A 25387-nucleotide genomic window follows, 5' to 3' on the forward strand; every position below is an offset into this window, starting at 1 on the left:
TATATCAAAAGTTCCGGGTCTACCTCTATAAAATTTATGGAAAAAACAGGTGGTTGTTAAATGTGAAGCTTATTAAAAAATGATTTGGAACCCAGGCTTTGGGATGAGTGGAAGCAGCATTTTTAGTAAATAAATCATCCTCCCAAGAAGTTTGGGAGGATGCAAGTGCTAGTCATTCAATTCCTTCATGATCATGGCAGCATACTCGAATGATTTAAGGCGCTCGTCGTGGTCAAAGATTTGTGCGTTGATGATGACCTCATCCGCTGAGGTTTCTTCAAGGAATTCCTGCAAACGGGTTTTAACGATTTCCTTAGTTCCTGTAAAGGTAGAATTGGTGCGGCCCTCAAGCAGCAGCAGTTCGTAATCACTCGCCAGGTGTTTCAAACTTTCCACAGGCGGCTGAAGCTTGCCAGGGCGGTTTCTTATTAGCTGAAGGAATTGCTGCTGCATCGAAGTAGCCAGCCAGTTTGCCTTTTCCTCTGTATCAGAGGCGATAATATTTACGCCCACCATTGCGTATGGCTCATCCAGTACGTCTGATGGCCGGAAAGATTGCCGGTAAATATTCAAAGCGGCAAGAGTATTTTCCGGTGCAAAATGGCTTGCAAATGCAAAAGGCAGGCCCAGCTTTCCTGCAAGTTCGGCACTGAAGCCGCTTGAACCGAGCAGCCAGACTGGTACATTCAGCCCTTCACCCGGGATGGCACGAACATGGATGACGCCTTCCCGCCTCGAAGGATCAAAATAAGCCCGCAGTTCCTCTACCTGATTCGGGAAATCTTCAGCACCTGTTCGCCAGTCACGTCTCAGTGCCGAAGCGGTTAGCTGGTCGGTACCGGGGGCCCGTCCAAGACCTAAGTCAATTCTGCCTGGAAAAAGCGATTCCAATGTCCCGAATTGCTCAGCGATAACAAGCGGGGAGTGGTTCGGCAACATAATCCCACCGGACCCAACACGGATAGAAGCCGTATGGGCGGCCACTTGCCCGATAACGACTGCAGTCGCTGAACTCGCAATCCCCGGCATATTGTGGTGCTCGGCAAGCCAAAAGCGATGATAGCCCCACTTTTCGGCATGCTGTGCAAGGTCAACTGTGTTTTTCAACGACTCCGCCGGTGTGCTTCCCTGTGTTACCGGGGACAAATCCAGAACCGAGTAACGGACACTTTTTTTATCTATAGACACATCAATCACTTCTTTCTAAAGACTTCTTCACTCGGATTGTATCAATTTAACACGTGTTCTCAAAATAGATTGACTTAATTATACCTGGTTTTGCGGGCACCGGAACAGGTCTTAGAGGGATATTTAAAAGGTACTACGATACGGTGCAATTCTTTATAACTATTAGGTGGGGTTTCATAGTTATTTTTCTCTAGTGATACTCGAAAGATTCACTAGTCAAGTATATAGCCGAATTCTGAACTGCACTTGAAGCTATCATATTTAGAAGTTCCCCTTTTGAAAATAAATTGTTCAACGAGTAATCCGATACCAGTTTCTTGCAACTTCGTCCTTGAATCAATAATATGGAGAAAAAAGCAGAGGAAGGATGAGCAACTTGACCAACGTATTGCCACCAGGCCAATTTGAAACAGGAAAATGGGCGATCCTCCATCAAGGCGAAGTATACAAATTTAATGAAGAAACTTGGCGGTTCCGCCTTTTTGGAGAGGTTGAACAACAACAGACTCTTACCTACAAACAGGTGATGGAGCTGCCAAAAACCACCTCGACGATTGATATGCATTGTGTAACAACCTGGTCGAAGTTCGCAACTACATTTGAAGGAGTTTCCCTTAGGGATCTCTTAAAGCTAGTGAAAGTAAAGGAAGATGCAAAGTACATAAAAATATATGGTTATTTAGACGGCGATCCGGAAGGTTATTCTGCGAATTTGCCGCTTGCCCCACTGATGGGGGATGATTCACTTTTCGTTTATCGCTGGAAGGATGAGCATCATGGCTGGCAGGACGTCGATCCGAAACATGGGTATCCTCTGAGATTTATTCCACCTGCAACCTTTTATCTTTGGAAAGGGACAAAATGGGCAACAGGAATTGAATTTTTAAAAGAAGACGAAGCTGGATTTTGGGAACAGCTCGGTTACTCCATGTCTGCCAATCCATTCAAAGAGGAACGTTATCGCTGATAATAAGAGCTCCGGACAGCTATGAAACCGAATTACGCGGCTAAATTGTTGGTTCCGAATCTCTTGAAACCAGATTATGACAAGCTAGCAATGATTCCGAATTCCTCGGAACCTAGTTACGAGGCCAAATTTTTGGTTCCGAATTTCTCGGAACCAGGTTATGACATCCAAGCAAATGATTCTGAATTCTTCGGAACCAAGTTGCGGGGCCAATTGTTGATTCCGAATTGCTCGAAACCCAGTTATGCCAAGCTAGCATATGATTCCGAAATCTTCGAAACCGAGTTGCTTGGCCAATTGTTGGCTCCGAATTCCTCGAAATCAGGTTAGGGCAATCTAGCATATGGTAAAGAATCATAACTGGCATCCGGTTACCTGCAATGAAAAGCTTGCCCTTGGCAGGTTCCGAACGATTCGGAACCTGACTTCGAACTAGACCAATTACTGAATAGGGGAAAACTATGAACACTTATGAAGCACTTGTACAAAAACAAAGAGTTTTTTTTGCAACGGGAAAAACGAAGGATGTCGGATTCCGAAAGCAGGCATTGGTAAAGCTGAGACAAATTATTCAGGAAAATGAAAAAAGGTTTCTTGAGGCACTCAAACAGGATTTAAATAAGAGTGAATTTGAATCGTATTTAACAGAAGTGGGTATTGTCCTAAGTGAGCTTAAGTTTACTGAAAAAAATGTAGGGAAATGGGCCAAGCCTCGGAAAGTGAAAGGAACCATGGTTCTAGCTGGCTCGAAAAGCTATATCTATCCGGAGCCCTATGGGGTTTCCTTGATAATCTCTCCTTGGAATTATCCGTTTCAGTTAGCTTTCGCCCCATTAATTGGATCAATAGCTGCTGGAAATTGTGCCATTTTAAAACCTTCAGAGCTTACTCCAGCCACATCAACGCTTTTGGGAGAAGTGGTAAAAAATGCTTTTCCTGAAGAATATATAGCCGTTGTAGAAGGTGGCGTCGAGGCAAGCCAGGGTTTATTGAAAGCAAAGGTCGACTACATCTTTTTTACCGGAAGCGTTCCGGTTGGCCGGATCATTATGGAAGCAGCTGCAAAAAATCTTACACCGGTCACTTTGGAGCTTGGTGGGAAAAGTCCATGCATCGTGCACAGCGATGCGAATCTGAAGCTTGCCGCCAAGCGGATTGCCTGGGGGAAATTCATTAATGCAGGCCAGACATGCGTAGCACCGGATTATTTGTATATCCATAAGTCAGTAAAAGGCGAGTTCTTAAATCTTTTAAAAGACGCTGTCACCGAAATTTATGGAGTATCTCCGCATGAAAGCGGTACTTTTACAAGAGTTGTAAGCAAACGGCATTTTGACAGGCTTGCTGCGTTTTTACAAGATGGGGAAATTGTATTCGGAGGACAGACAAATCCGGAAAAACTGTCAGTTGAACCGACTGTACTTGAAGGCGTGAGTTGGGAGTCACCGGTTATGCAGGATGAAATATTCGGGCCAATTCTGCCGGTTTTGGTGTTCGATGATGTATCAGAGGTTGTAGAAGAAGTAACTGCCCGACCTAAACCGCTGGCTCTGTATGTTTTTTCCGAAAGTAAAAATTTCCAGGAAGACATTCTTGGTAAAATCTCTTTCGGCGGCGGCTGTGTCAATGATACAGTCATGCATTTGGCATCTCCATACCTTCCATTTGGCGGAGTAGGGGAGAGTGGGATGGGCGCCTATCACGGAAAAGGAAGTTTTGATGTATTTTCACATGAAAAGAGTATCATGAAGCAGTCCACCAAATTCGATTTGCCTTTCCGTTACCAGAATACAAAGGACGGCCTGAAGAAAATAAAGATGTTCTTAAAATAGATAGCCTGGGTGCAAGTGCACCCAGGTGTTTTTGCTGTTTAGGAAGCTAAAGAGTTCTCAACAGTGGATTAACCGCGCTTCCGCTTTTGTTCCGTCTAGCTACAGCGCCTAGCGCCTAGCGTACTTCGGTCCCCTCGTTACGATAAGTCAACATCGATTCGCATTCGCTCATCGTGTTTCCTTTATCCCACACTTAAGGCTCAGTAAGTCTCCATGGGAGACAACTGAGCCTAAAGGTCCGATTCGTTCAACTAACCATCAGCAAAGAACGCTGATGGAAGTTTCACTTTATCTCCTTCGAGGCCCTGCAGTCCATACGGCGCTGGTCAAGGCGCTTCCGCTTTTGCTTCTAAAATCCAAAAAACAGTGTGAAAAAATTCCGCTTCTTTTTTCTTTTAACCGGCACGCCTGTATCAAATACGAGAGGTGCATCTTTTATTGAAGAATCCTTTTTAGTCTGAGCCTGGCTTTGAAGAGTGGTAATGGTTGCGGCAAGCTCTGCAACTGTTTTTTGTAATTCCTCTATTTCCCGGCGGTGCTGGAGAAGCTGATAGGAGGTTACCGAGTCCGCTTTCCCGTCAAGGCGGCGTTCCATGTCATTAAATTTCATTAGCAATTCCTCAACATCCGGGTGGATCTCTACTGCTTTTACAGTTCCTTTGCGCGGGCTTGGGTCTTTAAATGGTGCAATATCCTGGAGTAATGCGCCACTCTGGATCTTGTCCCGGATTTCCTCCAGGAGAGGGAGATCGGCTTCCTTGAAAGTGTAATGGCCGCGCTCATTTCGTTCCATAGGCAAATTCAGCTGTTTAACCCAGCGCTGTACTGTGCTTGTCGACACTCCTAGATGTTTGGCAACTTCGCTTGAATTCATTTCAATTCCCCCTAAATAATTTTTCCATAGCGGGCAATCCTCTTGTTTTACTACCTTTAGTCAAGGAATAGAGGCTGCTTGGCGATCACCCCCAAAATTTCCACCATTTTTTCTCTTTGGCTGCGGCTGCATCGCGGAAGCTTGTGACGATTTCTTGCAGCAGCTCTTCACGGCGGTCCATTTCCTGGCTATGGATCATTCGCTCCATATGCAGAGTTTCCATGTAAAATTCGCGGTCCTTAATAAGCGTATCGTTAAAGCTTTCAACCACATTCTCAGTCACTACATTTGAATCGGACATCGATTTTATCAAGGCTTTCAATTCCTTTGATGAACGTTCGGAAGACTGGGCCATCCTCTTGTTCAAGGAAGAAATTTGTTCGGAGGTGCTTTTTGAAACGTTCGAAATGCTGCTTGAAAGGAAGCGTGCAGTTTCGGAGGCTTGTTCTGAAGACTTCGAAACTACCTCGGTGAGTTCGGCTACTTCAGCTAGAGTTCGTTCTCCGGACTTATAAATTGAATCTGACAGGGATTTTACAGTGTGAAACGAACCTTTCGAAACTTCCTTTTTAACCTCTTCAATCACTTCCTTTTTCATTGTTGTCCGGATTTCCTCTCGGACGCCAGCGAGAAAATCCTGTTTATATGCTTCCATTGCGGCGAAAAAGGCTTCGGAATCAAAAGCAGGCACTAAAGGGGCTTCGGAAGGTACAGCCACTTCCTGTTTCACTGGCACTGGCTTCATTTCCTTGACTACTTTCACAGTGGTTCCGATAGATTCGGAAGCAGCCTCCGAGCTTTGCCGGAAGTGTTGCTGGATAAGCTCTCTAATCATTTCTTTCCCTAAATTTTTTTCGCGCATTTGCTTGATTTTCACTAGGAGCGCAATTTCCGTATCTGTATAAAAACGAGATCCCTGCCTGGTGCGCGGTATTACCACAAGGCCGCTAAAATCCCGTTCCCACTGACGAATTGTCCCCTGTGGAACACTAATCATTTTTGATACTTCCTGAATCGTATAAGCTTTCATTACTTGTCCGTCTTTCATTTGGATGCATCCTTTCTGCTCAGAAAATTTCTGCATTGGAGTTTTTTTCTAACGGTACTATCTATGTTTTTGCCGCGGAGGGAGCTTTTTCCTGCACCATGACAAAAGCTATCAAAACTAGTGGTTTTACGTTGAATAAAAACAATTTACGATAGTTTACCGGCTGAATTTTCCAGGCAAAGGGGCGAATGAGGGAGAATGATTAGCCGGCTTTAGGAGAATAGGGTGGACGTGTCGATATCTGTTTAGTATCCTGGGAAAAATCTGCTAAAAAGAGAGAAAGCTAGCATCCAATTAAAGATTCGAAGGAAGGAGGAAGCGGGCTGAAGTTTGAATCATTTGGTGAAACAAGGCTTTAAACAATTGCCATTGAGATTTGAAGGGATGCTTTGATCCTAAGTTTTGGAACAGTGAAGATTTCGGTGCAGAAAGAATGAATGGTACGAATCCTAGTGAACCCATTGGAAAGAATCAAGCATTTAAATTACCAGGCAACAGGCCAGCCTATCGAGAATATGCTGTGAAAAAGGCGTGAGTCCAATGATTCATATAGTTAAAAAAGGCGAAACGCTTGCCATCATCGCAGTGAATTACAGGGTAAGCCTCTCACGGTTAATGAGGGCAAACCCGGGTATCGGGGAGAGGATTCAAGTTGGGCAAAGGATTACAGTTCCTGGATTGCCTAATCCGGCCACGATTCCGTATAGAATAGATGTATCGGTGAAAGGCAGGAAGCTTACGTTATTTAGAAACGGCCGGGTAGAAAAAACTTATCCGATTGCAGTGGGAAAGATGCTTACAACTACCCCGCTCGGAGAATATGTCATAGTTAATCGAGAACCGAATCCAGGTGGCCCGTACGGTGTAATGTGGCTTTCCTTATCCAGGGCGGGGTATGGCATACATGGCACGAATAATCCCTCCTCGATAGGCAAGGCAGTTTCCAGGGGATGTATCAGAATGTATAATCGCGATGTGCTGGAGCTTGCCGCCAAGGTTCCTAATGGAACTCGCGTCGTAATTCATAATTGACTTCAAAACAGGCAGCAGCGGCTGCCTGTTTTCTATAAAAAACTTTTTTATCAGCAAAAAATGGGTAATGAGAAAAGCATCAGCACTACAAAACCTATACGGAACACCGTAAAGTATTTCTGCCGACAACAAACTACTAACAATTTAATCAACAATTCCCCACTTTTATTAAAAAACGAAGAAAGATATCAAAGTTTGCAGGAATAAAGCTGGAAATGTCGAATTACAGACAATATACTTCAAGCAGACGGGGTGTCCCATGAAAATAACAGGTCAAGTGACACTTTTGGCTTTATCTCTAATTTATTTAATTATTGAATTTATATATTACGGAGAAAAGGCTCTTACATTTGAAACAGTTCTGCCAGTCTTATTGGCTTTGGTGGTTGGCTGGCAATATGACAGCTACCGTTATTACATAAAAGTATCCCGTGAAAATGAACAGAGCTACCGGTCTTTAATTGATTCGCTGCCTGAGTCAGTCATTATTCACCATAATAATGAAATCCTTTATGTAAATGATGCAGCAGTTACTATGATGCACGCAAAGGATAGGGATGAACTTTTAGGTCACGACATCTTTGAATTTATCGATCCTGAATATTATGAGAGAACAATTGAAAGAATGCGTATCGCAAAGTCCAAGGGGAAAGCGCTTCCAAATCTGGAGCATAAAATTTTTCGTGTTGATGGCGTTCCTATTTTTTTTGAAGTATCGACAATGTGTATTTCTTATGGGGGTAAAAAGTGCCTTCTGACAATTGGCAAGGATATTACGAACCGCAGGGAAGAAACAGAAAGGCTGCTTCAAAAATCGGATAAGCTTGCATTACTAGGCCAAATGGCTGCAGGAATTGCCCACGAGATACGAAATCCACTAACCTCTATTAAAGGCTTCGTTCAACTATTCAAGGCCGATAATGATAAAAAAGAATACTATGACATTGTTTTATCGGAGCTCGAACGAATCAATACTATTGTCAGCGAGTTCCTTGTCTTGGCAAAGCCTTCTGCGGTTGTTTTCAAGGAAAAAGAAATTACTGGAGTTCTCAATGATGTCGTAACACTGATCAACACCCAGTCAATCCTAAACAATGTTGAGATTGTTACCGACTTCGAACCTAAGATGCCCACTATTATTTGTGAAGAAAATCAGTTGAAACAGGTCTTTATTAACCTGCTTAAAAATTCCATTGAGGCCATGCCCGATGGAGGAAAAATCCATATTAGTTCACGTAATGTCAAAGACGGTGAAATCATGGTAAAAATAACTGATGAAGGAGTCGGCATACCCGAGGAACGCATGGAAACCCTTGGTGAACCTTTTTATACAACAAAGGAAAAAGGAACAGGCCTTGGCCTGATGACCTGTTTCAAAATCATTGAAGGCCATAACGGCAAACTCATCATTTCGAGTCATGTAGGAGAAGGGACTTCCATTGTCATTTTATTGCCATCGCTGCAGTAAGTCCTTTAAAAATAGGAGATCACTTATTTTTTCGCCAAAAGGCTGTCCGAAAAGTCATTAAGAATGGCTTCCTGGGGCAGCTATTTTTTATAAGAAGCTTTTGCGGTATACCTGAGGATTGGTTACGTAAACATCCTTAAATACCAGGAGGGTGGTGGATTAACTTATGTACGAGGATGAGGCGGTGCTTGAACTAAAGTCAGTTAGATTATTTTTCTTACGCAAGCTTCGGCCGCACCACAAAGTTACCTAGAGCCTCTATTTAGTTACCTTTTGCTAACCTTGGTCGGACACAAAGTCACTTTGACCTTTAATTTAGCGCAAAAAAACCCCGTCTAAAGAAAGCCCGGGGGAGTTGGGCTTTGCATTTTAAAACGGGGTTTTTAAAAGTATTGCCAAAGTGCTTTATGTTTATGCAACATGTTCAGCATTGATTTTATTTTTGAAAAGGTTTTTACGTATCCACGGAATTATCCAGCGGTCAAGTCCATATCGCATGCATTGTATCCTGCGAACAATATGAGCGTTCCGAAGAAAATATCTGTCGGGTTATGTGGTAGAGCACTCCTTTATGTTTTAAGAACAAAAGTGCATCCCTTGGCTGGCTCGACACTCAATAGCTGCTGTTGTATTATTCGATACCCATACTCACCTAACGAAAACCTTTTTTGACAAAAAGCTGTTTCATTGCCGAATAGGACACATTCCTATTCATTTGTTAAAATAAGTGAAGATAGTAGAAATGTGGTGATACAACCAATGCTTTTAAATTGGATGAAGAAATTCGTTCTTATCTTTTCAATAACTTTTTTATTAACAGGCTGTACAGCATTAACTGACTCGAATCAAAGCAAGAATGGCCTGCTGCCTGCGGAAATTGTCAAAAACATTGACGGGGATACGGTTACGGTGAAGGTGAGAGGGAAGGAAGAAACAATCCGGCTTTTACTGGTTGATACACCTGAAACTCAGCATCCTCGGCTGGGAGTCCAGCCCTTTGGACCGGAAGCTTCAGATTTTGCCAAAGAAATCCTATACCCGGGAAGGAAAGTAGAAATTGAGCCGGGTATCAACTATGGTAGGGATAAATACGGAAGGCTTCTCGCTTATATTTATGTTGATGGAGAAATGTTCAATGAACGCCTGCTTGAAGAAGGACTGGCAAGGGTTGCATACGTATACCCGCCGAACACTAAATATGTTGACGTTTTTTATGACATTCAGGACGAAGCGAAGAAAAAGGAAAAGGGCATTTGGTCCATAGAGAATTACTCAACAGACGAAGGCTTTCAATCTGACAAAGCTGCTCAGTCAGGGTATAAATCGGGTATAGAAGGCGGGGAAGCAGCCTGTAGAGGAAAAATAAAGGGCAACAAGAATTCCATGATTTATCACGTTCCCGAAGGTTCCTATTATAACAGTGATATAAAAAAGATAGAATGGTTCTGTACGGAAAAAGAAGCAAAGGAAGCAGGCTACCGAAAAGCAAAGCGTTAATCTTATTTCTTTTAAAAAAAGTAAGCTGTCCTTTTCGCAGCTTACTTTTTCCTCATTCATCATCGGTTTTTTCTTGTAATTCTCGCAGCCTTTTAACAATGGAGCTGTCATCCTGAAGGAGTTGGACAAGGTCTCCAATTCGGTCAATGGCGTTCCAGCTGAGGTGGTGCTCTATTCCTTCAACATCCTTATAGATGTTGTCGTTTTCCACCCCAATCAAAGCAAGAAATTGTTCGAGGAGGTCGTGCCTTTCAACAAGGCGTTTTCCTATTTTTTTACCTTTAGATGTAAGGACAAGGCCCCTGTATTTTTCATAAACAAGATAATTATCCTTATCAAGCTTTTGAACCATTTTTGTAACAGAAGAAGGCTGGACAGACAGGTTGTCCGCAATATCCGAGACCCGTGCATAGCCTTTTTGCTCTATAAGCAGATAAATTTGTTCTATGTAATCTTCCATACTAGGTGTTGGCATCTTTTTCCCACTTTCCCGGCATTCTCGCTTCTAATTATATAAAACAAGCCCGCTGGTTACAAGGAAAGGGCAGGGGGCTTTTTCTCTATGATAAAAAATAAACCGGGATCCCTAGAAGGGTTTCCCGGTTCTGTTAGCTTCCTATTTTTGTGAACTGTTAGAGTTATAGAAGAACTTTGCAGTAATTGAACCGTCTGCGTTCTCTTTAATATCGGTTACATGGATTCCAGAGTCTGCTGGAGTAGCGCTTTGGCCCTGCCAGAAATAGTAAGAACCGGTATGAACATTGCCGGAAACTGGAGTCAGTTTGGAACCTGTCTTAAAGAAGTCACCAGCATCACCGCGATTTACATACTTTTCAAGGTCGTACTTGCCATCAGCCTGGACAACCGAAAGGCCGTAGTGAGTAATTTTGGTGTCCCCGACCATTCTGAATTGATTGTATTGGAATCTTTTATTCATCCAGTTGGCAACATTGTTTGGAGTCCGATAGGTTTTAAGGACATTTTCATCAACATGCCATGCAACAAGGCCATGAGCATCCTCGCCTTGACGGATAAGCCCTTTGTTAAAGCCATCCTGCTGAACATTTTCAAATAGGAAGTATTCAGATCCCTTTGAACCTGGGACTTCCATCTTAACGAACGCTTTGTCTCCATCAGCTTTGTTTACAGGCTGGAGCGTAATTTCTTTAACCCCATCTTCTGGTGTTACTACAATCGGAGATGCCCAGCCCATTAACATTTTTGAATAAGGGTCAAAATGGGTTGGTGAATTTCCGGCATATTGTGCAGCATTAGGATAGCGCATCCAGGAACCGCCGGACATCATCGAGTAGTTTCCTACACCTTCAGAATTATAAGCAGTATCATAGTAGTCAGGCAACCCTATCGCATGGCCAAATTCATGGGCGAATACTCCTGCTGTTCCAGGGAATGGACCAGTTTTGGAAGCTTCGTCATAACCGCCAGTTGCTAAGTTGAAGCCGGCAACGTTACCGCCGATTTCAGGCTGAACGTTATAGTTGTTTACCAAAACTCCATCTAGAGTATGGTTATTGATAAACTCAGCATACCAGGTATTCCATTCTTCATCTGTTTCAACACCATCACGGTTGACATCGGAAGAAGGGAAGCCTGTTTCATAATACTTGCCGTAGTAATTAGCACTTAAGGCATTCCATTTATGAGACCAAATCTGTGCCGGGTCGCGGCTGTACTCAGCGCCAGTTCCTTCATGGACGATAAACACGTTATCTACTGTACCTTTAACTGCATACTTGGAAAAATCAACTACACCATCAGCGGCTTTAAAAACGTCTGAAACAAATTCACCCATATGAGCATCGCCGTTGACGTTACCATTAACATATTTACCGTTTTCAGCATATTCGCCTTCCTGGTCAAGGTAATAGGAAGCACCTTTAGGAAGTTCAACCCATACCAAATCTGTATTCTCTTTTTTAACTAGGTTTACTTTGCCGTAACTGGACTCTTTATAGATATTTTGCATGGTGCTGTCAGTAGGAGCCTTGACACCGTTATGTTCAGCATATTTCTTGAAATCTTCAATCTCATACGGATTATACGTATTTCCGAAAATTAGATCCTCGTAGTAATGTGCTGGGACTTGTCCAGGACGGTCACCTTTAGGTTCGTCACCTTCTTTGAACTTTGCCAGGATAACAAGGACTGGCACATCGCCAACTGCCGGTTTTGGAGTAACCCGGAGGCCAGCAGGTTCTTCAAATTTCGCGCCATTCTGATTGGCAATTTTCTCTGCAGGATCTGCTTTGGATACGTTAACACCCAATTCCTTTGCTTTGTTTGCTAGTTCGGGAGTAGCACTTACATAATTGGCCAATGGTAAGTTATATGTAGTTTTCATTGTTGCCGTAGGGGCTTCCTGAGACTGAACACCAGTAAAACCTATACTGCCTGCTAAAACAATGGCCAGTCCCGCTTTTGATAATACCTTTAACAAGAGCAACACTCCTTATTTTTGATATTTCGAATATATCAGAATAATTCGCAAACGAACAACAGGGCAATATTCCTGTATCAGAACTCCTATATTCCACGTTTTTAAGAATTTTCATCTAATTTACAGTACATTTATCACTTGAAAAAGAATAATTTTGGAAATTATTAAGTTAGTTGATGGGCCAATAAACCCAATCAACTATTAGTGTTTGTCGAAATAAGTCGAAAAGTTTATTAGTCTCCCGAAACATTAATATCAACCTACCGCTTCTATTAGGCAAACGAAACAGAATGATACCAATCTGCCGCTCCTTTCAAAATAAGCCCACATGAACCAGTGCAGGACGGGAAGGGTTTTTCCTCCAAAAAACTTCAATAATGACCAGGTACATTTATGTTGTTTTTGAAAGTTTAAGAGATTGTTCTTTTTCCAAATGGGGTAAACTAACTTGATGGTTGTTAATTTAATTTCAGTAAGAAAAAAAATAAATTGAGCTTCATATACTAAACCATGCCAAAAGACTTAAGAAATCAGTTGGTTGAGTGGGTTTCCTATGGTAATATGGTAATCCGGAATAGAACGGTAAATATTTTCACGTCGAATGAGCAAATGGAGTGAGTCGGATGGATAAAGAACTACAAACAGAGCAAAGGCGAGTTAATGATGTTATCCAGGAAATTGATTGCCAGGCCAAAAAGCTCATCAAAGAAAGCGGCTATGTGGGGGAGGAAGTACTTAATCTCAGGCAAACCTTCTGGGAGGATGTAACCGTAAACCTCGATGAACCCGATGATGTTATTGAAACGGCGGCAAGCTTAAGGCAGCAGGCGGAACTTCTTGGTGAACGCGAGCGGACCAGAGGACAAATGACCCGCCAGATGAAAATTCTTGACCGGCTTCGCTATTCGCCGTATTTCGGAAGAATTGATTTTCATGAAAAAGGGGAAAGCACCACTGATAATATTTACATAGGAATAGCCTCTTTAATGGATGAAAAAAAGGAGAATTTTCTTATATATGACTGGCGGGCACCAATTTCAAGTGTGTATTATGATTATTCGCCAGGGCCAGCGGCATACGAGACACCAGAAGGGGAAATCACTGGGGAGCTCGAGCTCAAACGGCAGTATTTAATCAGGGGCGGGAAAATCTCTGGCATGTTTGACACAGGCGTGACCATTGGTGACGATATGCTGAAGGAAGTACTCGGCAGCCAGGCAAGCACCCAGATGAAAAGTATTGTAGCAACAATCCAAAGTGACCAAAATAAAATAATCCGCAATGAAAAGAGCCAGTATTTAATTGTCCAGGGTGTTGCTGGCAGCGGCAAGACTTCAGCAGCGCTTCAGCGTGTCGCTTACCTTCTATATCGTTATAGAGGAACTATTTCATCCGAAAACATAATGCTGTTCTCGCCAAACCCGCTTTTTAACAGCTATGTCGCTACGGTCCTTCCTGAGTTGGGAGAGGAGAATATGCGCCAGGCGACCTTTATGGAATACCTTAATAACCGGATTGGAACAGCTTACAGCCTTGAGGATAATTTTGACCAGATGGAATATTTGCTGTCCAATGAGGACAGCCCTGCGTACAAAGCAAGGATTGCCGGGATCCGCTACAAATCGTCCCTCTCCTTTAAGCACCAAATCGATAAATTTACGGATCAGCTTTCAGAAAACGGGATCGCATTTAAAGATATTCGTTTTAGGAAAAGGGTTCTTGTGTCCAAAGATGAAATTAGCCGTTACTTTTATTCGCTTGCGCGGGATATTTCTATCCCAAATCGAATGCAGGAAGTAAAGAATTGGCTTTTCAAACAATTGCGGAAAGAGATGAAAGCCGAGCAAACGAAGCCATGGGTAGAAGAGCAAATTCAGTTCCTCGATAAGGAAGATTATATCCTGGCATTCAAGAATCTTGAAGAAAAAGACCAATTCCGGGAAAGTACGTTTGATGATTTTGACAGGGAACAAAAATTTCTTGCGGAAATGGTTGTAAAAGACAAGTTCAAGCCTTTGTTCAATGGGATTAAAAATCTCAGATTTATCGACAGAATGAAAAACTATAAGCAATTGTTCCAGACCCAAAAATCCGATGCGACACTTCCGCCGGAATGGGTCCAAATATGCAAACAAACATTGAAGAAGCTTGAGAATAACAGCATTCAATGGGAAGATGCAGCGCCGTTTGTATACCTCCAGGATCTAATTGAAGGCCGGGCTTCCGGGACAGGAGTAAAGCATATTTTCATTGATGAAGCCCAGGATTATACACCTTTTCAATTCGAGTTTTTAAACATGCTGTTCCCATATAGCAAAATGACCTTGCTGGGTGACTTTAACCAGGCGATTTTTTCCGGAGCGACCGGTTCACTGACGGTTTTGACAGGAGACCTTGAAGAAGAAGGAATCGAGCGGATTACACTGAACCGGACATATAGATCGACAAAAGAGATTGTTGAATTTACCAGAGAACTGCTGGAGGACGGCCAGGACATTGAACCTTTTGCCAGGCAGGGGGAGAAGCCTTCAGTTACACTTCTTGAAGGAACGGGACAGCTGCGGGTAAGTATTCTTGCTGCTATTGATGATCTTCAGAAGGAAGGTCACCGAACAATCGCAGTTATTTGCCGGACAGCCAAGGAAAGCATGGAAGCCTATTCGTTGCTGAAATCGATACAAGTTAGACTCATTGAAAAAGGAAGCGTATCGTTTGAACCAGGCATTCTCGTCATTCCTGCTTATTTGGCAAAAGGAATTGAATTTGATGCGGTTATCATGTTTGATGCTTCCCAATACAAGCATGAACGTGAACGGAAGCTTTTCTACACGGCCTGTACACGAGCCATGCACAAACTGCTGCTTTTTTGCACAGATGGGATTAGCCCGTTAATGGAAAAAGTACCTAAAACCGTCTATACTAAGGTGGAAGGCTTGAATAAGACAGATTAAAAAACTGAAACCTTTTTAAAATCAAAACGTACAACATAACACTCAACCAATATGACCCTTACTGGCAATTGAACCCTCACCTTAACTATTGAGACTAGCTGCCTTTAAGGAAGTAATAAAAATGGGGGACACATATGAAGAAAACCACAAAGCTGATGGCAGCCGTTTCCTCAACCGCTCTGGCGCTTGGCCTCGTTGGCTGCAGTACGTCTGGTTCCGACGATTGGGAGTCTTCAGCCGGGCAATCAGGTGACATTCCGCCGATGCCTGAAAACACGGACTGCGGGCAATGGGATTGGGACGAAGATGATGGTGTCTGGGAATGCGACGACCGTAATTCAAGCTATTTCGGACATTTGTTTTTCGCCGGTATGTTCTTTTCCAACAGGTCAGCCCTTTATAAAAACAGAGACTTTGTTAATTACCGGAACAGTCCTACCTTCAAAGGAAAAACCGGTACCGGAGATTCTATCCGTAACGGAAGTTCTGGTTTTGGAAGGGGTTCAACGAGTACTGGCGGTTAATAGTATTTAGGGGGTAAATTGATGGAATTATATGCAAATTTCTTTGCATATCTTGGTGTGGGGCTGGCGCTCCTCACCACGGGTATCATATTGTTCGTTTGGAGCACACCGAAAATTAAAGAATTTAGCCTTATAAGCCAGAAAAACCTGACAGCGGCCATGTCGCTCGGAGGAAAAATCATCGGACTTGCGCTCGTCCTCGGGGCTGCTGCGGAATTTTCCGTATCGCTTTTAGATATGGCCATTTGGGGAACAATTGGAATTCTTGCACAGATAGCAGCATTCAATCTCGCTGAAATCATTACAATCCGCTATTCGATTAGCAAAGCGATTGAAGAAGACAATCGGGCAGTAGGGGCCATGCTGTTTTCTCTCTCTATTTCGATAGGCTGGATTGTATCAAAATGTCTCTCTTATTAAGAGGTGAACCATGTTAAAAAAACTAACCTATTATATTGACCAGGGAAATGGAACATACAAACCTTTCTACGAATACAAGGCCCCGGATGTCGGGATAGACGAGTTTTATGCCCGTCAGCTTTGTACATATTTCATCATGAGGGGGACGCAATATGAACTTCTCGCGAATGAAATGGAAGGAGACGAGGACGTTCTTGTTTTAAAAGAAGTCGGCAGGAACTATCCCGCACTGGATGAAGAGAACTTTCACGGAAAAGGCTTGTATATCGAGTTCCGAAGCCACGATGAACGTGAAAATTATAAAAAGCTCGTTTTACTTGCAGTCAATACACATTTTGAGATTATCAGGTATTTACTGAAGGATATCGTCGATGTTCCAGGCCAAGGGTTGATGGAAACAACCTCAACCGAAATAGATGAAGACCGTTCAGTCTACGTCATTTATGTGAAACCATTGGAGGAGGATGTGGCATGACATCCTCTTTTTCTAATGAAAAAAGAAACTCCTTCTACAGCGGGGTAGAAAGCTTTTGGCCAGACCTTTACGGGGAGGAATATGCGCTCTACGATATTGCACTTGAGGATAAGTCAGAATTCGAGGAGATAAGGGAAGCGAGCAGCAACATTGGCGAAATTCTTTTCAAGACGAATGAATTGCTGCGTAACCTCGATGATGAAAACCTTGCGGAAATGGGATTCCCAAAGGAAACAATCCCATTCCTCCGGATAAAATCAAATCTCCGCGAAACAACCATCGCCCGCCTGGATCTCGCGAGGACTGCTTCGGGGTATAAATGCCTTGAAATTAATGCAGACACGCCGACCTTTATAAAAGAATGCTTCTTCGTCAATGAAAGAGTATGTACTGAATTTGGAGTGAAGGACCCGAATTCCGGGTTAGAAGCAAAGCTCGCATTTGCTGTTAGAAATAGCGTTCAAGCTGCAGCAGCCTCTGTTTCTGCTATTAACCCATTTGTCATTTTTACAGCCCACGGAGACAATATTGAGGACCGGGAAACGAGCATTTATTTAAAGGAAATTTCCGGACTTCCTTCTAAATTTATCCCGCTGGATCAATTATCAATTCAGCGGGGAGTAGGATTGTTTGATGATCAAGGCGTAAAAATAGATGTACTTTACCGACAGACGTATCCTATTGAAAATCTGGTTAAAGAGCAAGATGATCAAGGCAATCCGATTGGTGTTTGGCTTCTCGAACTTGTCCTTGATGGCAAACTGGCAATTATAAACCCAATGTCGGCTTTTCTTTTACAAAATAAAGCGGTACTGGCAATCGTCTGGAACCTTCATGAAGAAGGGAGCCCGTTTTATACTAAACTCGAACATGCCTGGATAAATAAGTATTTTCTGCCGTCATACCTCGAACCCGATACATTTCTTCAGCAAGGAAAAAAATTCGTCAAGAAGCCCGTGTTCGGCAGGGAGGGAGATACGGTAGAAATCTTTTCAAGTGAAGGCAGCCTCGAACTTGCCGATGAGCAAACCTCCTATACCGAACACGTTTCTCTTTACCAGGAGTTTGCGGAACTGCCGGTTAAGCGCATTCAAACTGAAAAAGGCGAGCAGCATGGCCATATCCTGACCGGTTGCTTCCTGATAGGGGGGAAGCCTGCCGCAGTCGGTTTCAGAGCTGGCGGGCTAATCACCAATAACTTATCTTATTACTTGCCAGTTGGGCTAAAGTGATACGGTTATCATTTCCAGTCACCCAGCTGATATGATGCGATGGTTGTGTAAAGAAAATCGGGGGGTGCCTGGCACTGTTTGGCTATTTATTTAGCCAATGAATGACACTTGGCTACGTTTTTCGTTCAAAATGTCATTCATAATGAAAAAAGGTGCAAACCGATTGGTCTGCACCTTTTTTCTGTCCCGTAAAAACAGGACCATTCCCTTTGCCCTAAAAAGTTTAGGACGTAGACTTACTAAAAGCAGCTAGGGTAACGATTTGCACGGGGTCGAATCGATCTTAAATATATCGATTATGGACAAGCGTGCCTTTCGACAGCTCTGCAAATGTCCCTTCACCACTTGCAAGCCCAAACACTAACCTTTGAGTCGCTGTTTCTCGTGCGTATTGCATTTTGAACCAGTCCCTCCTGTTTTGTTTTGGTCTTGCCTTATCTATATACCTCGCATTGTCCATACATAAACAAAAAAACCAGGTTTTTATACTGGTAAAATGCACCTCCGCAACCAACCGTATCCACATAAAATTATATCAGTTATTAGTACCTGGTGATAAATATCACTTATTTATTCTGAATATAAGTATACAATAACCGTATCAGCTAAAGAAAAGAGGAACCCAAAGTGAAGCTTCCACAATTAAAGATTGGCCATATGGAATCCGAGTATCCGATTATCCAGGGAGGCATGGGTGTAGGAATCTCCCTGAGCGGCCTTGCTTCCGCCGTTGCACGAGCAGGCGGAATAGGCATTATATCCGGGACGGGCATAACAACTGATGAATTACGCTATCATATCCGCAAGGCACGTGAGCTTTCAGAGGGTAAAGGATATATCGGGGTTAACGTTTTATTCGCCGTGAAAGATTTTGCTGAAAAAATGAAGACAGCTATAGAAGAAAAAGTTGATTTCATCATTTCTGGAGCTGGGATTTCCAGGGATATGTATGCCTGGGGCAGAGAAGCAGGAATACCTGTTCTATCGATTGTCTCAACACCGAAACTGGCAAACCTCTCCGAACGACTAGGGGCATCAGCGGTAGTTGTTGAGGGCTTTGAAGCAGGCGGGCACCTTGGTACCGACCGGCCAATGTTTGATATTTTGCCGGAAGTAATCGAAGCTGTTAAAATCCCGGTTATTGCTGCGGGAGGAATATTAACCGGAGCCGATATTGCCAAAGCAATTCAAATGGGCGCCTCAGGCGTGCAAATGGGCACCAGGTTCGTTGCAAGCAAAGAATGTGACGCTCCGCTATCTTTTAAACAAAAGTATGTTGAAGCTAAAGAGGAAGATTTGATGCTCGTTAAAACGACTGTTGGCTTACATGGCAGAGCAATTCGGAATACATTTGCTGATATTATCAAGGATAACGGCAAATACAAAGTGGCGAAATGCAATGACTGCCTGAAAAGCTGTACTTATCGATTCTGCACGATGGATTCACTACTTAGATCGTTGAATGGTGATGTGGACATGGGCCTAGTTTTCGCGGGAGCAAGGGTCGGCGAAATTGACAAAATTCTGCCGGTCAAAACAATCATTGAAACGATTGCTGCAGAATATGATTTTGTAACCCAACAAGCAGTTTAACTCTAAATGGATTCGGTCTATTATTTCTGGTCCGGCAGCACTTCAAATTGTACTCGAGAAACTTTATAAAATTTCAAGAATCAAACCTCTTTTACCGGGTCTCAAAAGGCTCGGTTTTTTGTTTTCAAAAATGTGCCAGTTCACATTCTGCTGCCTAAGAGCATACTAATCGAGAATACAAAAGAAGGGAAGATTGCAAATGTCAATGGAATGGTTTGACCGAGTCAGTGCTGAACTGCAGGACCACTTGGAATCAATTTGCGAAAAATATGATCAGGCCGGCCAGATGGCAATTGAACGTGGCTCCAGGCATCCAAGAATCGAGTTTTTTGTTGATACCGAGCAGGATTGTGATACCGATGGCCGTGATTATTTCTGTACGTTGTTCTTTGACCCCCACAACGAGGAATTCTATATGGAGACGATCGATGCAGACCTCGAGCAGCCAGCCAGGACAATTTTGCCAGATATTGACAATATTATCGATGCCGTCCATGAAAGCTTCCACGAATACATGGATGGAGACGACGAACTGGATGAATATGTTGATATCCTGGACGAAGACACCCTGGATTATGCTGATGCTGATGATGACGTTACTGTTATTGCATATTCCGATGATGAAGTTTATGAGGAAATCGATGTAGAATGGGAAACTCCTGAAGTCACTGCTTTCCTTAAAGAAGACGAAGTTGAGGTGACGTATCAGTTTGGAGTTGTACCAGAAACCGGAGACGGCGTCCTGCGGCGTATCAACCGACTTTGGACAGAAGATGATGAACTGATCAAAGATGAAACTAACTTTATATTTACAAAAGAAGAGGCGAGCACAATTATCGCCATGATAGCAAGCAATATGGATTCAATGACCGGATACGAACTTGATTAACAAAAGCGCAGGCGCCTTCGTGACAGGCAAAAACCGCCTGTCCCTGCGGTGATTATTCTCAGGAGCTTCCCTTAGTGGTCATCGCCGTACAAAATGGAGGGGCTTCGACTGAGATAAAGTGAAACTTCCATCAGCGATTTTTGCTGATGGTTAGTTGAACGAATCGGACCTTTAGGATCAGTTGCCGACGTAGGAGGCTTACTGAGCCTTAAGAGTGGGATAAAGGAATCACGAAGAGCGACAGCGATTCGATGATGACTTATCGTAGGGAGGAGACCTGAAGTTTGCGCACGCGTAGGCGCTGGAGCTGGAGCTGGATATAAAAATAGACGGAATCATTTCCGTATCTGCTTTTTAAAGCGGAAATGCTCCGTCTATCGTAAATTTACTTCCCCAAGGGTTAGTGTCATTCTATAATCCCCACTGTTTCTTGACTTGCTCAAGTGCGAGCTGCATAATTTCTTCTTCACTTGCATGAGGATTTGCAATCACATTCGTCAAGTAGTTGCGGCCAAGGTACTCAACTTTTACATTTACCTGTACCATATTTACCATCCTTCCATTATTATATTAGTATAACAATACTTTAGTTTCCCGCATTTTCGCTGACTAAACCTGCCGATATAAAAATCGTATTCACAGCAGGACAATGCATGCTTTTTTTTAAAAATAAAAGCCGCTGAAGTCAAGGCAAAGGAGACCAAGCAAAAGTTACCAGTCCTTAATTATACCACAAATTGGGCATCAAGAAACACTAATAAAAACCGGTTATATCTTTAGTCGTTAGTTTTACTCTAAAGGTTACAGCATTAAATAAAAAAACTCCCAAGTACGGGAGTAGTAGTTATGCTTCAACCAGCAGATGTTCTTCAACGAAACGCTGAATATCATCTTTATTGGCTTTTTGCTTTTTCACGATTGCTTCGGCCGCCTCCAAGAGATGGAGCATCCCGGCCTCTTTCCGCAATTCATGCAAAGAAGTTTCTCCATTTAATAAATCAAGTGCTTTCGACCGTACGTCAGGATCCTCTGATGAGTGGTAAAGAATAAATGAAATATGCGTAACCTTATCCATTCCTTTATCCCCCTAACATTGTCTTTTTCTCCATACCCTTACATTTCGTCAAAATACCGTAAAATCCTGCACCTTTTTACAAAATTCCTGAATAAAATTATTATTTAGACTCGAGTACGATTTGATATCGGGGATGCCTGAAATGTCCTTGAAATTTGATTTCGAGTACATTTCGATGCCGCTCTTCAGCTAAAATGTACTTGAACCGAAACTAAACTAGCAGAAGACAATCCAGCAGCGTTTTGAAAGGATAGAGCTGGTCAAGAAAAGTTTCACCCTTGACCATGGTAAAGCTAGAAGAGAAGGATGAGGACTCGAAACTATCTTCTTTCAAATATTCGAAGTAATTATTGAACGGATTCATATTGAAGTATTAAATTCCTGTCTCTAAAAAGAGAACAATTTCCAGTGATTAAAACATAAAGCAACTGGGTACTAATTATCGAATGCAACTTAAGTCATCTGTCGGAGGATTATATGGAAAGTGTATTTATTGGCAGTCTTATCTCGGCATTGGCGACGGGTGTCGGAGCTTTGCCCATTCTTTTTGTAAAAGGAATCTCAAACAAATTCAGGTACAATTTGCTGGCACTTGCTTCAGGCATTATGCTGGCCGCTTCAGCCTTCAGTTTGATCCCGGAAGCACTGAAAACCTCAAACCTCTGGATTTTAGGTTTCGGCCTGCTTGCAGGGACCTTTTTATTAAACCTGCTTGACCAATTTTTCTGTAAGCTGGACTTCGATAACTCTCGTCTAAATATCAACATTTCAAAAAGCACATTCGTAGTGCTCTGTGCAATGACAGTCCATAACATTCCAGAAGGCCTATCTGTTGGTGTAAGTTATGGTTCCGATAATGCTTCACTCGGAGGTTTGATTGCTTTTGCCATAGGGCTGCAAAACGCACCTGAAGGATTTCTCGTCGCACTTTATTTAATTAAAGAAAAAATATCCAAGTGGTGGGCATTATTAATTGCTACAGGGACAGGCCTCGTTGAATTTCTATCCTCGCTGATTGGATACGGCCTTGCCTCCAAAATAGATGGTATTGTCCCGTTCGGCCTAAGTATAGCTGCAGGTGCCATGCTGTTCATTATTTACAAAGAGCTTATACCGGAAAGCCAGGAAGGGGAAAGTGTCCATTTTCCAACCTACTCCTTCATTATCGGTCTAATTCTTATGCTATTTATGGTTGAAAACCTCGGATAAACACAGCCGCAAAATTCGGCTGTGTTTTGTTTTTTATTTGATAGGGGTTTCCACTGATTAGTAAAAATCCGATTGATTCTGCCAAAGTCATCCACGAGTAGAGGGAGTTAACTACTAGTGGCTCAAATCGTTTAGTGGTGGCTAGTTCACCGCGGAGAACACACCTCAGTTGTTTCAATTGTAGAAATAAACTATCAAATTTACTTCGATACCCCCAAGCTGTTATTGTAGAAAAAGAATGTTTTCGGTTAGGGGGAGTTCTTGATGCAGCTACTAGCTATCGCAGTCGGATCCATAATCATTGCAGCTGCGTTTAATTTGTTTTTGATCCCTCATGAAGTGCTATCAAGCGGCTTGAGTGGAATTTCGATGATTTTTGGGATACTTACCCCGATCGACACGGGGCTTGCTAATTTTCTGCTGAATTTTCCCCTGCTTGTTCTTGGCTATAAGAAACTTGGTAGAAAATTCATTACCAACACAATGGTTTCGGTTGTCATCATTTCTTTAGGGCTATCTGTTATACCGGTATATGAATTTGCCCACAACACCATTTTGTCCTCGATATTTGGCGGTGCTTTGGCTGGACTCGGAATTGGACTGATCTTGCGAGAATCTGCCTCTTCCGGCGGCCTCGATATCATTGCCATGCTTGTTTCCCGAAAAAAGGACTTCCCAATTGGGACACTTTTATCAGCAATGAATGGTGTTATCATCGCTTTTAGCGGCTTTTTATTTAACTGGGACACAGCACTAAATACGCTTGTTTCAATTTTTGTAACCGGGAAAGTCATTGATGGAGTCTACACTCACCATGTGAAGCTTACCTTAATGATCATAACCACAAAGGGAGACGAAATGAGGGAGCAGCTCGTGGAAAATGTATACCGTGGCCTCACTGTGCTTGATGCTATGGGCGGTTATTCCAGTCAGCAGCGCAATATCCTGATGACAGTCATTACCCGCTATGAGTTGGCAGAAGTAAAATCTTTGATTAAGCAGGTTGATCCGCAAGCCTTCGTGAATATCACAAAGACAGTCGAAGTGGTCGGGCTATTCCATAGACCCACCACGTGAACCAAGGCCGGTACCCTCATAAAGGTACCGGCTTTATTTTTATAAAAAAAGGGTTTTAATCATCCGTGGAGAATAAACTGAAATACATAATGTGAAATTGGAATTAACTGATAGTGGAAACTGTTTGCCGGCTCGTACTGGCCGTGGGTAAGCACACTTGTTTGAGGCTGTTCCCGCCTTCATAGACCGAATGAAGGACGGTACGTACTCTTTTTTCTGGCTGTTCCCACCTTCATAAGCGAAATGAAGTACGGCATGCACTCTTTTTACCGGCTGTTCCCACCTTCAAAACTCAATTAAAGATATAAAGGAGAAATTACTATGCTATTGAAATTTTCAAAGGATCAGAAGGACCAGCTTATTTATGAAATTCAACGATTCTATACAAAAGAGCGAGAAGAGGAGATAGGCAACTTAGAGGCCGAGCAGCTTCTGGAGTTTTTCAAGGAAAAGTTAGGACCTCATTACTTCAATGAGGGAGTAAACCAATCGCGAAAAACGGCATTGGAAAGAATGCTGCAGCTGGAAGAGGATTTATATTCGCTCGAGAGACCTGTTAAGTAGGTGGGACAAGAATGAAACCAATTGTACTTGGAATTGCCTCAGCATTCTTTTTTGCGTTTACCTTCATTTTGAACCGTTCAATGGACTTGTCGGGAGGCCACTGGATTTGGAGTGCCTCGCTTCGTTATTTCTTTATGGTCCCGTTTTTAGTCGTGCTCGTAGCGGCCAGGAAAAATCTCCGGCCTCTTTTAAATGAAATGCGCAGACATCCGTTTTCCTGGCTCGTATGGAGCACGGTAGGTTTTGGGCTTTTTTATGCTCCGATTTGCCTTGCTGCCGCTTATTCGCCTGGATGGCTGATTGCGGGGACATGGTCGGTAACAATCATTTCCGGCTCTTTGCTGGCGCCGCTTTTTTTTGAAACAATAGAAGGGAAGACTATGAGAGGAAAGATTCCCTTTAAAGGACTGTCCATGTCTGTCATCATTCTAATGGGTATTGCCCTTATGCAGTTAGAGCACGCCGAGGGACTCTCGCGCACTGATATGTTAATGGGGATCATTCCCGTTATCATTGCCTCATTTGCCTATCCGCTTGGGAACAGGAAGATGATGGAGAAGACCGGAGGCAGGATTGATACCTATCAGCGCGTACTCGGAATGACACTGGCAAGTCTGCCGTTTTGGTTTATTCTTTCAATATATGGAATGCTGACACAAGAGCTTCCTTCAAGAGGGCAGATTGCTCAATCGGCTGCAGTTGCGATAACTTCAGGTGTAATTGCGACCATCCTTTTCTTTATGGCTACAGACCTGGTCAGGGGAAATATGAAGAAACTGGCCGCGGTAGAAGCCACACAGTCAGTTGAAATTCTGTTCGCATTGGCGGGGGAAATCATGTTCCTTGCAGCGCCGTTCCCGTCAACACTGTCCACTGCAGGAATTTTCCTTGTAATTATTGGAATGACCCTGCATAGCATGGCTTCAGCAAAAGTCTTCCCCAAAAGAAAAATTGCTTCACCTCATCGTCATGGCAAAAACGTTTCAAATAATTCTTAAATATTCATTAAATTTC

General features: G+C 43.0%; 24 protein-coding genes. 17 read left to right on the forward strand and 7 right to left on the reverse strand.

From position 1 onward, the window contains the following. Positions 1-168: 168 nt before the first annotated feature. A complete protein-coding gene (locus tag TY16_RS11660; RefSeq protein ID WP_043932110.1) occupies positions 169-1188 on the reverse strand; it encodes an LLM class flavin-dependent oxidoreductase in 1020 nt (339 codons plus the stop codon). A gap of 376 nt (positions 1189-1564) precedes the next feature. Here TY16_RS11660 and TY16_RS11665 point away from each other — a divergent pair, with 376 nt between their 5' ends. The 3 genes from TY16_RS11665 to TY16_RS11675 all read left to right on the forward strand — a co-directional run bounded on the left by TY16_RS11665 (position 1565) and on the right by TY16_RS11675 (position 3987). Next, positions 1565-2155 carry a molybdopterin-dependent oxidoreductase gene (locus tag TY16_RS11665; RefSeq protein WP_155922227.1) on the forward strand — a complete coding sequence of 197 codons (591 nt, stop codon included), beginning with the start codon at positions 1565-1567 and terminating at the stop codon, positions 2153-2155. A gap of 21 nt (positions 2156-2176) precedes the next feature. After that, positions 2177-2485, forward strand: coding sequence for a hypothetical protein (locus TY16_RS11670; protein ID WP_043932112.1), 309 nt, complete (start codon positions 2177-2179; stop codon positions 2483-2485). A gap of 131 nt (positions 2486-2616) precedes the next feature. Beyond that, complete coding sequence (locus TY16_RS11675; RefSeq protein WP_043932113.1) at positions 2617-3987, forward strand: aldehyde dehydrogenase; 1371 nt, start codon at positions 2617-2619, stop codon at positions 3985-3987. A 349-nt stretch (positions 3988-4336) separates the two neighbouring features. On the opposite strand, the gene TY16_RS11680 is transcribed toward TY16_RS11675, so the two are convergent. Further along, entirely contained in the window at positions 4337-4861 is a 525-nt protein-coding gene (locus TY16_RS11680) for a MerR family transcriptional regulator (protein ID WP_043932114.1), read from the reverse strand. Between the two features lie 85 nt (positions 4862-4946). Further along, on the reverse strand, positions 4947-5909 hold the full coding sequence (locus TY16_RS11685) for a MerR family transcriptional regulator (protein WP_155922228.1): 963 nt from the start codon (positions 5907-5909) through the stop codon (positions 4947-4949). 540 nt (positions 5910-6449) lie between these two features. Here TY16_RS11685 and TY16_RS11690 point away from each other — a divergent pair. From TY16_RS11690 to TY16_RS11700, 3 genes are all read left to right on the forward strand, one after another. After that, on the forward strand, positions 6450-6941 hold the full coding sequence (locus tag TY16_RS11690; RefSeq protein ID WP_043932115.1) for a L,D-transpeptidase family protein: 492 nt from the start codon (positions 6450-6452) through the stop codon (positions 6939-6941). A gap of 259 nt (positions 6942-7200) precedes the next feature. Beyond that, entirely contained in the window at positions 7201-8409 is a 1209-nt protein-coding gene (locus TY16_RS11695; protein WP_043932116.1) for an ATP-binding protein, read from the forward strand. Between the two features lie 759 nt (positions 8410-9168). Further along, a complete protein-coding gene (locus tag TY16_RS11700) occupies positions 9169-9906 on the forward strand; it encodes a thermonuclease family protein (RefSeq protein WP_052342694.1) in 738 nt (245 codons plus the stop codon). Positions 9907-9958: 52 nt separating this feature from the next. Here TY16_RS11700 and mntR read toward each other — a convergent pair whose 3' ends face one another. Beyond that, positions 9959-10381 (reverse strand): transcriptional regulator MntR, encoded by a 423-nt coding sequence (gene mntR / locus TY16_RS11705; protein ID WP_043932117.1) that lies wholly within the window; start codon positions 10379-10381, stop codon positions 9959-9961. Positions 10382-10522: 141 nt separating this feature from the next. Beyond that, a complete protein-coding gene (locus TY16_RS11710) occupies positions 10523-12364 on the reverse strand; it encodes a M6 family metalloprotease domain-containing protein (protein ID WP_043932118.1) in 1842 nt (613 codons plus the stop codon). Positions 12365-12987: 623 nt separating this feature from the next. On the opposite strand from TY16_RS11710, the gene helD reads away from it, so the two are divergent. The 7 genes from helD to TY16_RS11745 all read left to right on the forward strand — a co-directional run bounded on the left by helD (position 12988) and on the right by TY16_RS11745 (position 20448). After that, the gene (gene helD / locus TY16_RS11715; protein WP_043932119.1) at positions 12988-15315 is read left to right on the forward strand and encodes an RNA polymerase recycling motor HelD; all 2328 of its coding nucleotides are present in this window, start codon (positions 12988-12990) and stop codon (positions 15313-15315) included. A gap of 134 nt (positions 15316-15449) precedes the next feature. After that, complete coding sequence (locus TY16_RS11720) at positions 15450-15839, forward strand: hypothetical protein (RefSeq protein WP_043932120.1); 390 nt, start codon at positions 15450-15452, stop codon at positions 15837-15839. A 21-nt stretch (positions 15840-15860) separates the two neighbouring features. Then, positions 15861-16259, forward strand: coding sequence for a DUF350 domain-containing protein (locus TY16_RS11725; protein WP_043932121.1), 399 nt, complete (start codon positions 15861-15863; stop codon positions 16257-16259). Between the two features lie 10 nt (positions 16260-16269). Next, positions 16270-16734 carry a hypothetical protein gene (locus TY16_RS11730; RefSeq protein ID WP_043932122.1) on the forward strand — a complete coding sequence of 155 codons (465 nt, stop codon included), beginning with the start codon at positions 16270-16272 and terminating at the stop codon, positions 16732-16734. Then, on the forward strand, positions 16731-17966 hold the full coding sequence (locus tag TY16_RS11735; protein WP_043932123.1) for a glutathionylspermidine synthase family protein: 1236 nt from the start codon (positions 16731-16733) through the stop codon (positions 17964-17966). The genes TY16_RS11730 and TY16_RS11735 overlap by 4 nt, the downstream gene beginning before the upstream one ends. A gap of 657 nt (positions 17967-18623) precedes the next feature. After that, a complete protein-coding gene (locus TY16_RS11740) occupies positions 18624-19559 on the forward strand; it encodes an NAD(P)H-dependent flavin oxidoreductase (RefSeq protein WP_197028473.1) in 936 nt (311 codons plus the stop codon). A gap of 199 nt (positions 19560-19758) precedes the next feature. Continuing rightward, a complete protein-coding gene (locus TY16_RS11745; protein WP_043932125.1) occupies positions 19759-20448 on the forward strand; it encodes a hypothetical protein in 690 nt (229 codons plus the stop codon). A gap of 411 nt (positions 20449-20859) precedes the next feature. Here TY16_RS11745 and TY16_RS11750 read toward each other — a convergent pair whose 3' ends face one another. Continuing rightward, positions 20860-20994 (reverse strand): BA3454 family stress response protein, encoded by a 135-nt coding sequence (locus TY16_RS11750; protein WP_043932126.1) that lies wholly within the window; start codon positions 20992-20994, stop codon positions 20860-20862. 298 nt (positions 20995-21292) lie between these two features. Further along, positions 21293-21523: a hypothetical protein gene (locus TY16_RS11755; protein WP_043932127.1), complete on the reverse strand. Its 231-nt coding sequence runs from the start codon at positions 21521-21523 to the stop codon at positions 21293-21295. Positions 21524-22000: 477 nt separating this feature from the next. Here TY16_RS11755 and TY16_RS11760 point away from each other — a divergent pair, with 477 nt between their 5' ends. From TY16_RS11760 to TY16_RS11775, 4 genes are all read left to right on the forward strand, one after another. Continuing rightward, positions 22001-22732, forward strand: coding sequence for a ZIP family metal transporter (locus tag TY16_RS11760; protein WP_043932128.1), 732 nt, complete (start codon positions 22001-22003; stop codon positions 22730-22732). Between the two features lie 261 nt (positions 22733-22993). After that, positions 22994-23809: a YitT family protein gene (locus TY16_RS11765; RefSeq protein WP_043932129.1), complete on the forward strand. Its 816-nt coding sequence runs from the start codon at positions 22994-22996 to the stop codon at positions 23807-23809. A 321-nt stretch (positions 23810-24130) separates the two neighbouring features. Next, on the forward strand, positions 24131-24373 hold the full coding sequence (locus TY16_RS11770) for a DUF2164 domain-containing protein (RefSeq protein WP_043932130.1): 243 nt from the start codon (positions 24131-24133) through the stop codon (positions 24371-24373). 11 nt (positions 24374-24384) lie between these two features. Continuing rightward, on the forward strand, positions 24385-25371 hold the full coding sequence (locus tag TY16_RS11775) for a DMT family transporter (RefSeq protein ID WP_043932131.1): 987 nt from the start codon (positions 24385-24387) through the stop codon (positions 25369-25371). The last annotated feature ends 16 nt before the right edge of the window (positions 25372-25387 follow it).

Origin of the sequence: Bacillus sp. EB01 (genome assembly GCF_000613125.1) — a bacterium.
Taxonomy (GTDB): domain Bacteria; phylum Bacillota; class Bacilli; order Bacillales; family Cytobacillaceae; genus Bacillus_D.

Coding starts and splice junctions, on each gene's coding strand:
- TY16_RS11670 (WP_043932112.1), top strand. CDS start 2,177: ATGAAACCGAATTACGCGGCTAAATTGTTGGTTCCGAATCTCTTGAAA.
- TY16_RS11675 (WP_043932113.1), top strand. CDS start 2,617: ATGAACACTTATGAAGCACTTGTACAAAAACAAAGAGTTTTTTTTGCA.
- TY16_RS11680 (WP_043932114.1), bottom strand. CDS start 4,861: ATGAATTCAAGCGAAGTTGCCAAACATCTAGGAGTGTCGACAAGCACA.
- TY16_RS11685 (WP_155922228.1), bottom strand. CDS start 5,909: ATGAAAGACGGACAAGTAATGAAAGCTTATACGATTCAGGAAGTATCA.
- TY16_RS11690 (WP_043932115.1), top strand. CDS start 6,450: ATGATTCATATAGTTAAAAAAGGCGAAACGCTTGCCATCATCGCAGTG.
- TY16_RS11695 (WP_043932116.1), top strand. CDS start 7,201: ATGAAAATAACAGGTCAAGTGACACTTTTGGCTTTATCTCTAATTTAT.
- TY16_RS11700 (WP_052342694.1), top strand. CDS start 9,169: ATGCTTTTAAATTGGATGAAGAAATTCGTTCTTATCTTTTCAATAACT.
- mntR (WP_043932117.1), bottom strand. CDS start 10,381: ATGCCAACACCTAGTATGGAAGATTACATAGAACAAATTTATCTGCTT.
- helD (WP_043932119.1), top strand. CDS start 12,988: ATGGATAAAGAACTACAAACAGAGCAAAGGCGAGTTAATGATGTTATC.
- TY16_RS11720 (WP_043932120.1), top strand. CDS start 15,450: ATGAAGAAAACCACAAAGCTGATGGCAGCCGTTTCCTCAACCGCTCTG.
- TY16_RS11725 (WP_043932121.1), top strand. CDS start 15,861: ATGGAATTATATGCAAATTTCTTTGCATATCTTGGTGTGGGGCTGGCG.
- TY16_RS11730 (WP_043932122.1), top strand. CDS start 16,270: ATGTTAAAAAAACTAACCTATTATATTGACCAGGGAAATGGAACATAC.
- TY16_RS11735 (WP_043932123.1), top strand. CDS start 16,731: ATGACATCCTCTTTTTCTAATGAAAAAAGAAACTCCTTCTACAGCGGG.
- TY16_RS11740 (WP_197028473.1), top strand. CDS start 18,624: ATGGAATCCGAGTATCCGATTATCCAGGGAGGCATGGGTGTAGGAATC.
- TY16_RS11745 (WP_043932125.1), top strand. CDS start 19,759: ATGTCAATGGAATGGTTTGACCGAGTCAGTGCTGAACTGCAGGACCAC.
- TY16_RS11750 (WP_043932126.1), bottom strand. CDS start 20,994: ATGGTACAGGTAAATGTAAAAGTTGAGTACCTTGGCCGCAACTACTTG.
- TY16_RS11755 (WP_043932127.1), bottom strand. CDS start 21,523: ATGGATAAGGTTACGCATATTTCATTTATTCTTTACCACTCATCAGAG.
- TY16_RS11760 (WP_043932128.1), top strand. CDS start 22,001: ATGGAAAGTGTATTTATTGGCAGTCTTATCTCGGCATTGGCGACGGGT.
- TY16_RS11770 (WP_043932130.1), top strand. CDS start 24,131: ATGCTATTGAAATTTTCAAAGGATCAGAAGGACCAGCTTATTTATGAA.
- TY16_RS11775 (WP_043932131.1), top strand. CDS start 24,385: ATGAAACCAATTGTACTTGGAATTGCCTCAGCATTCTTTTTTGCGTTT.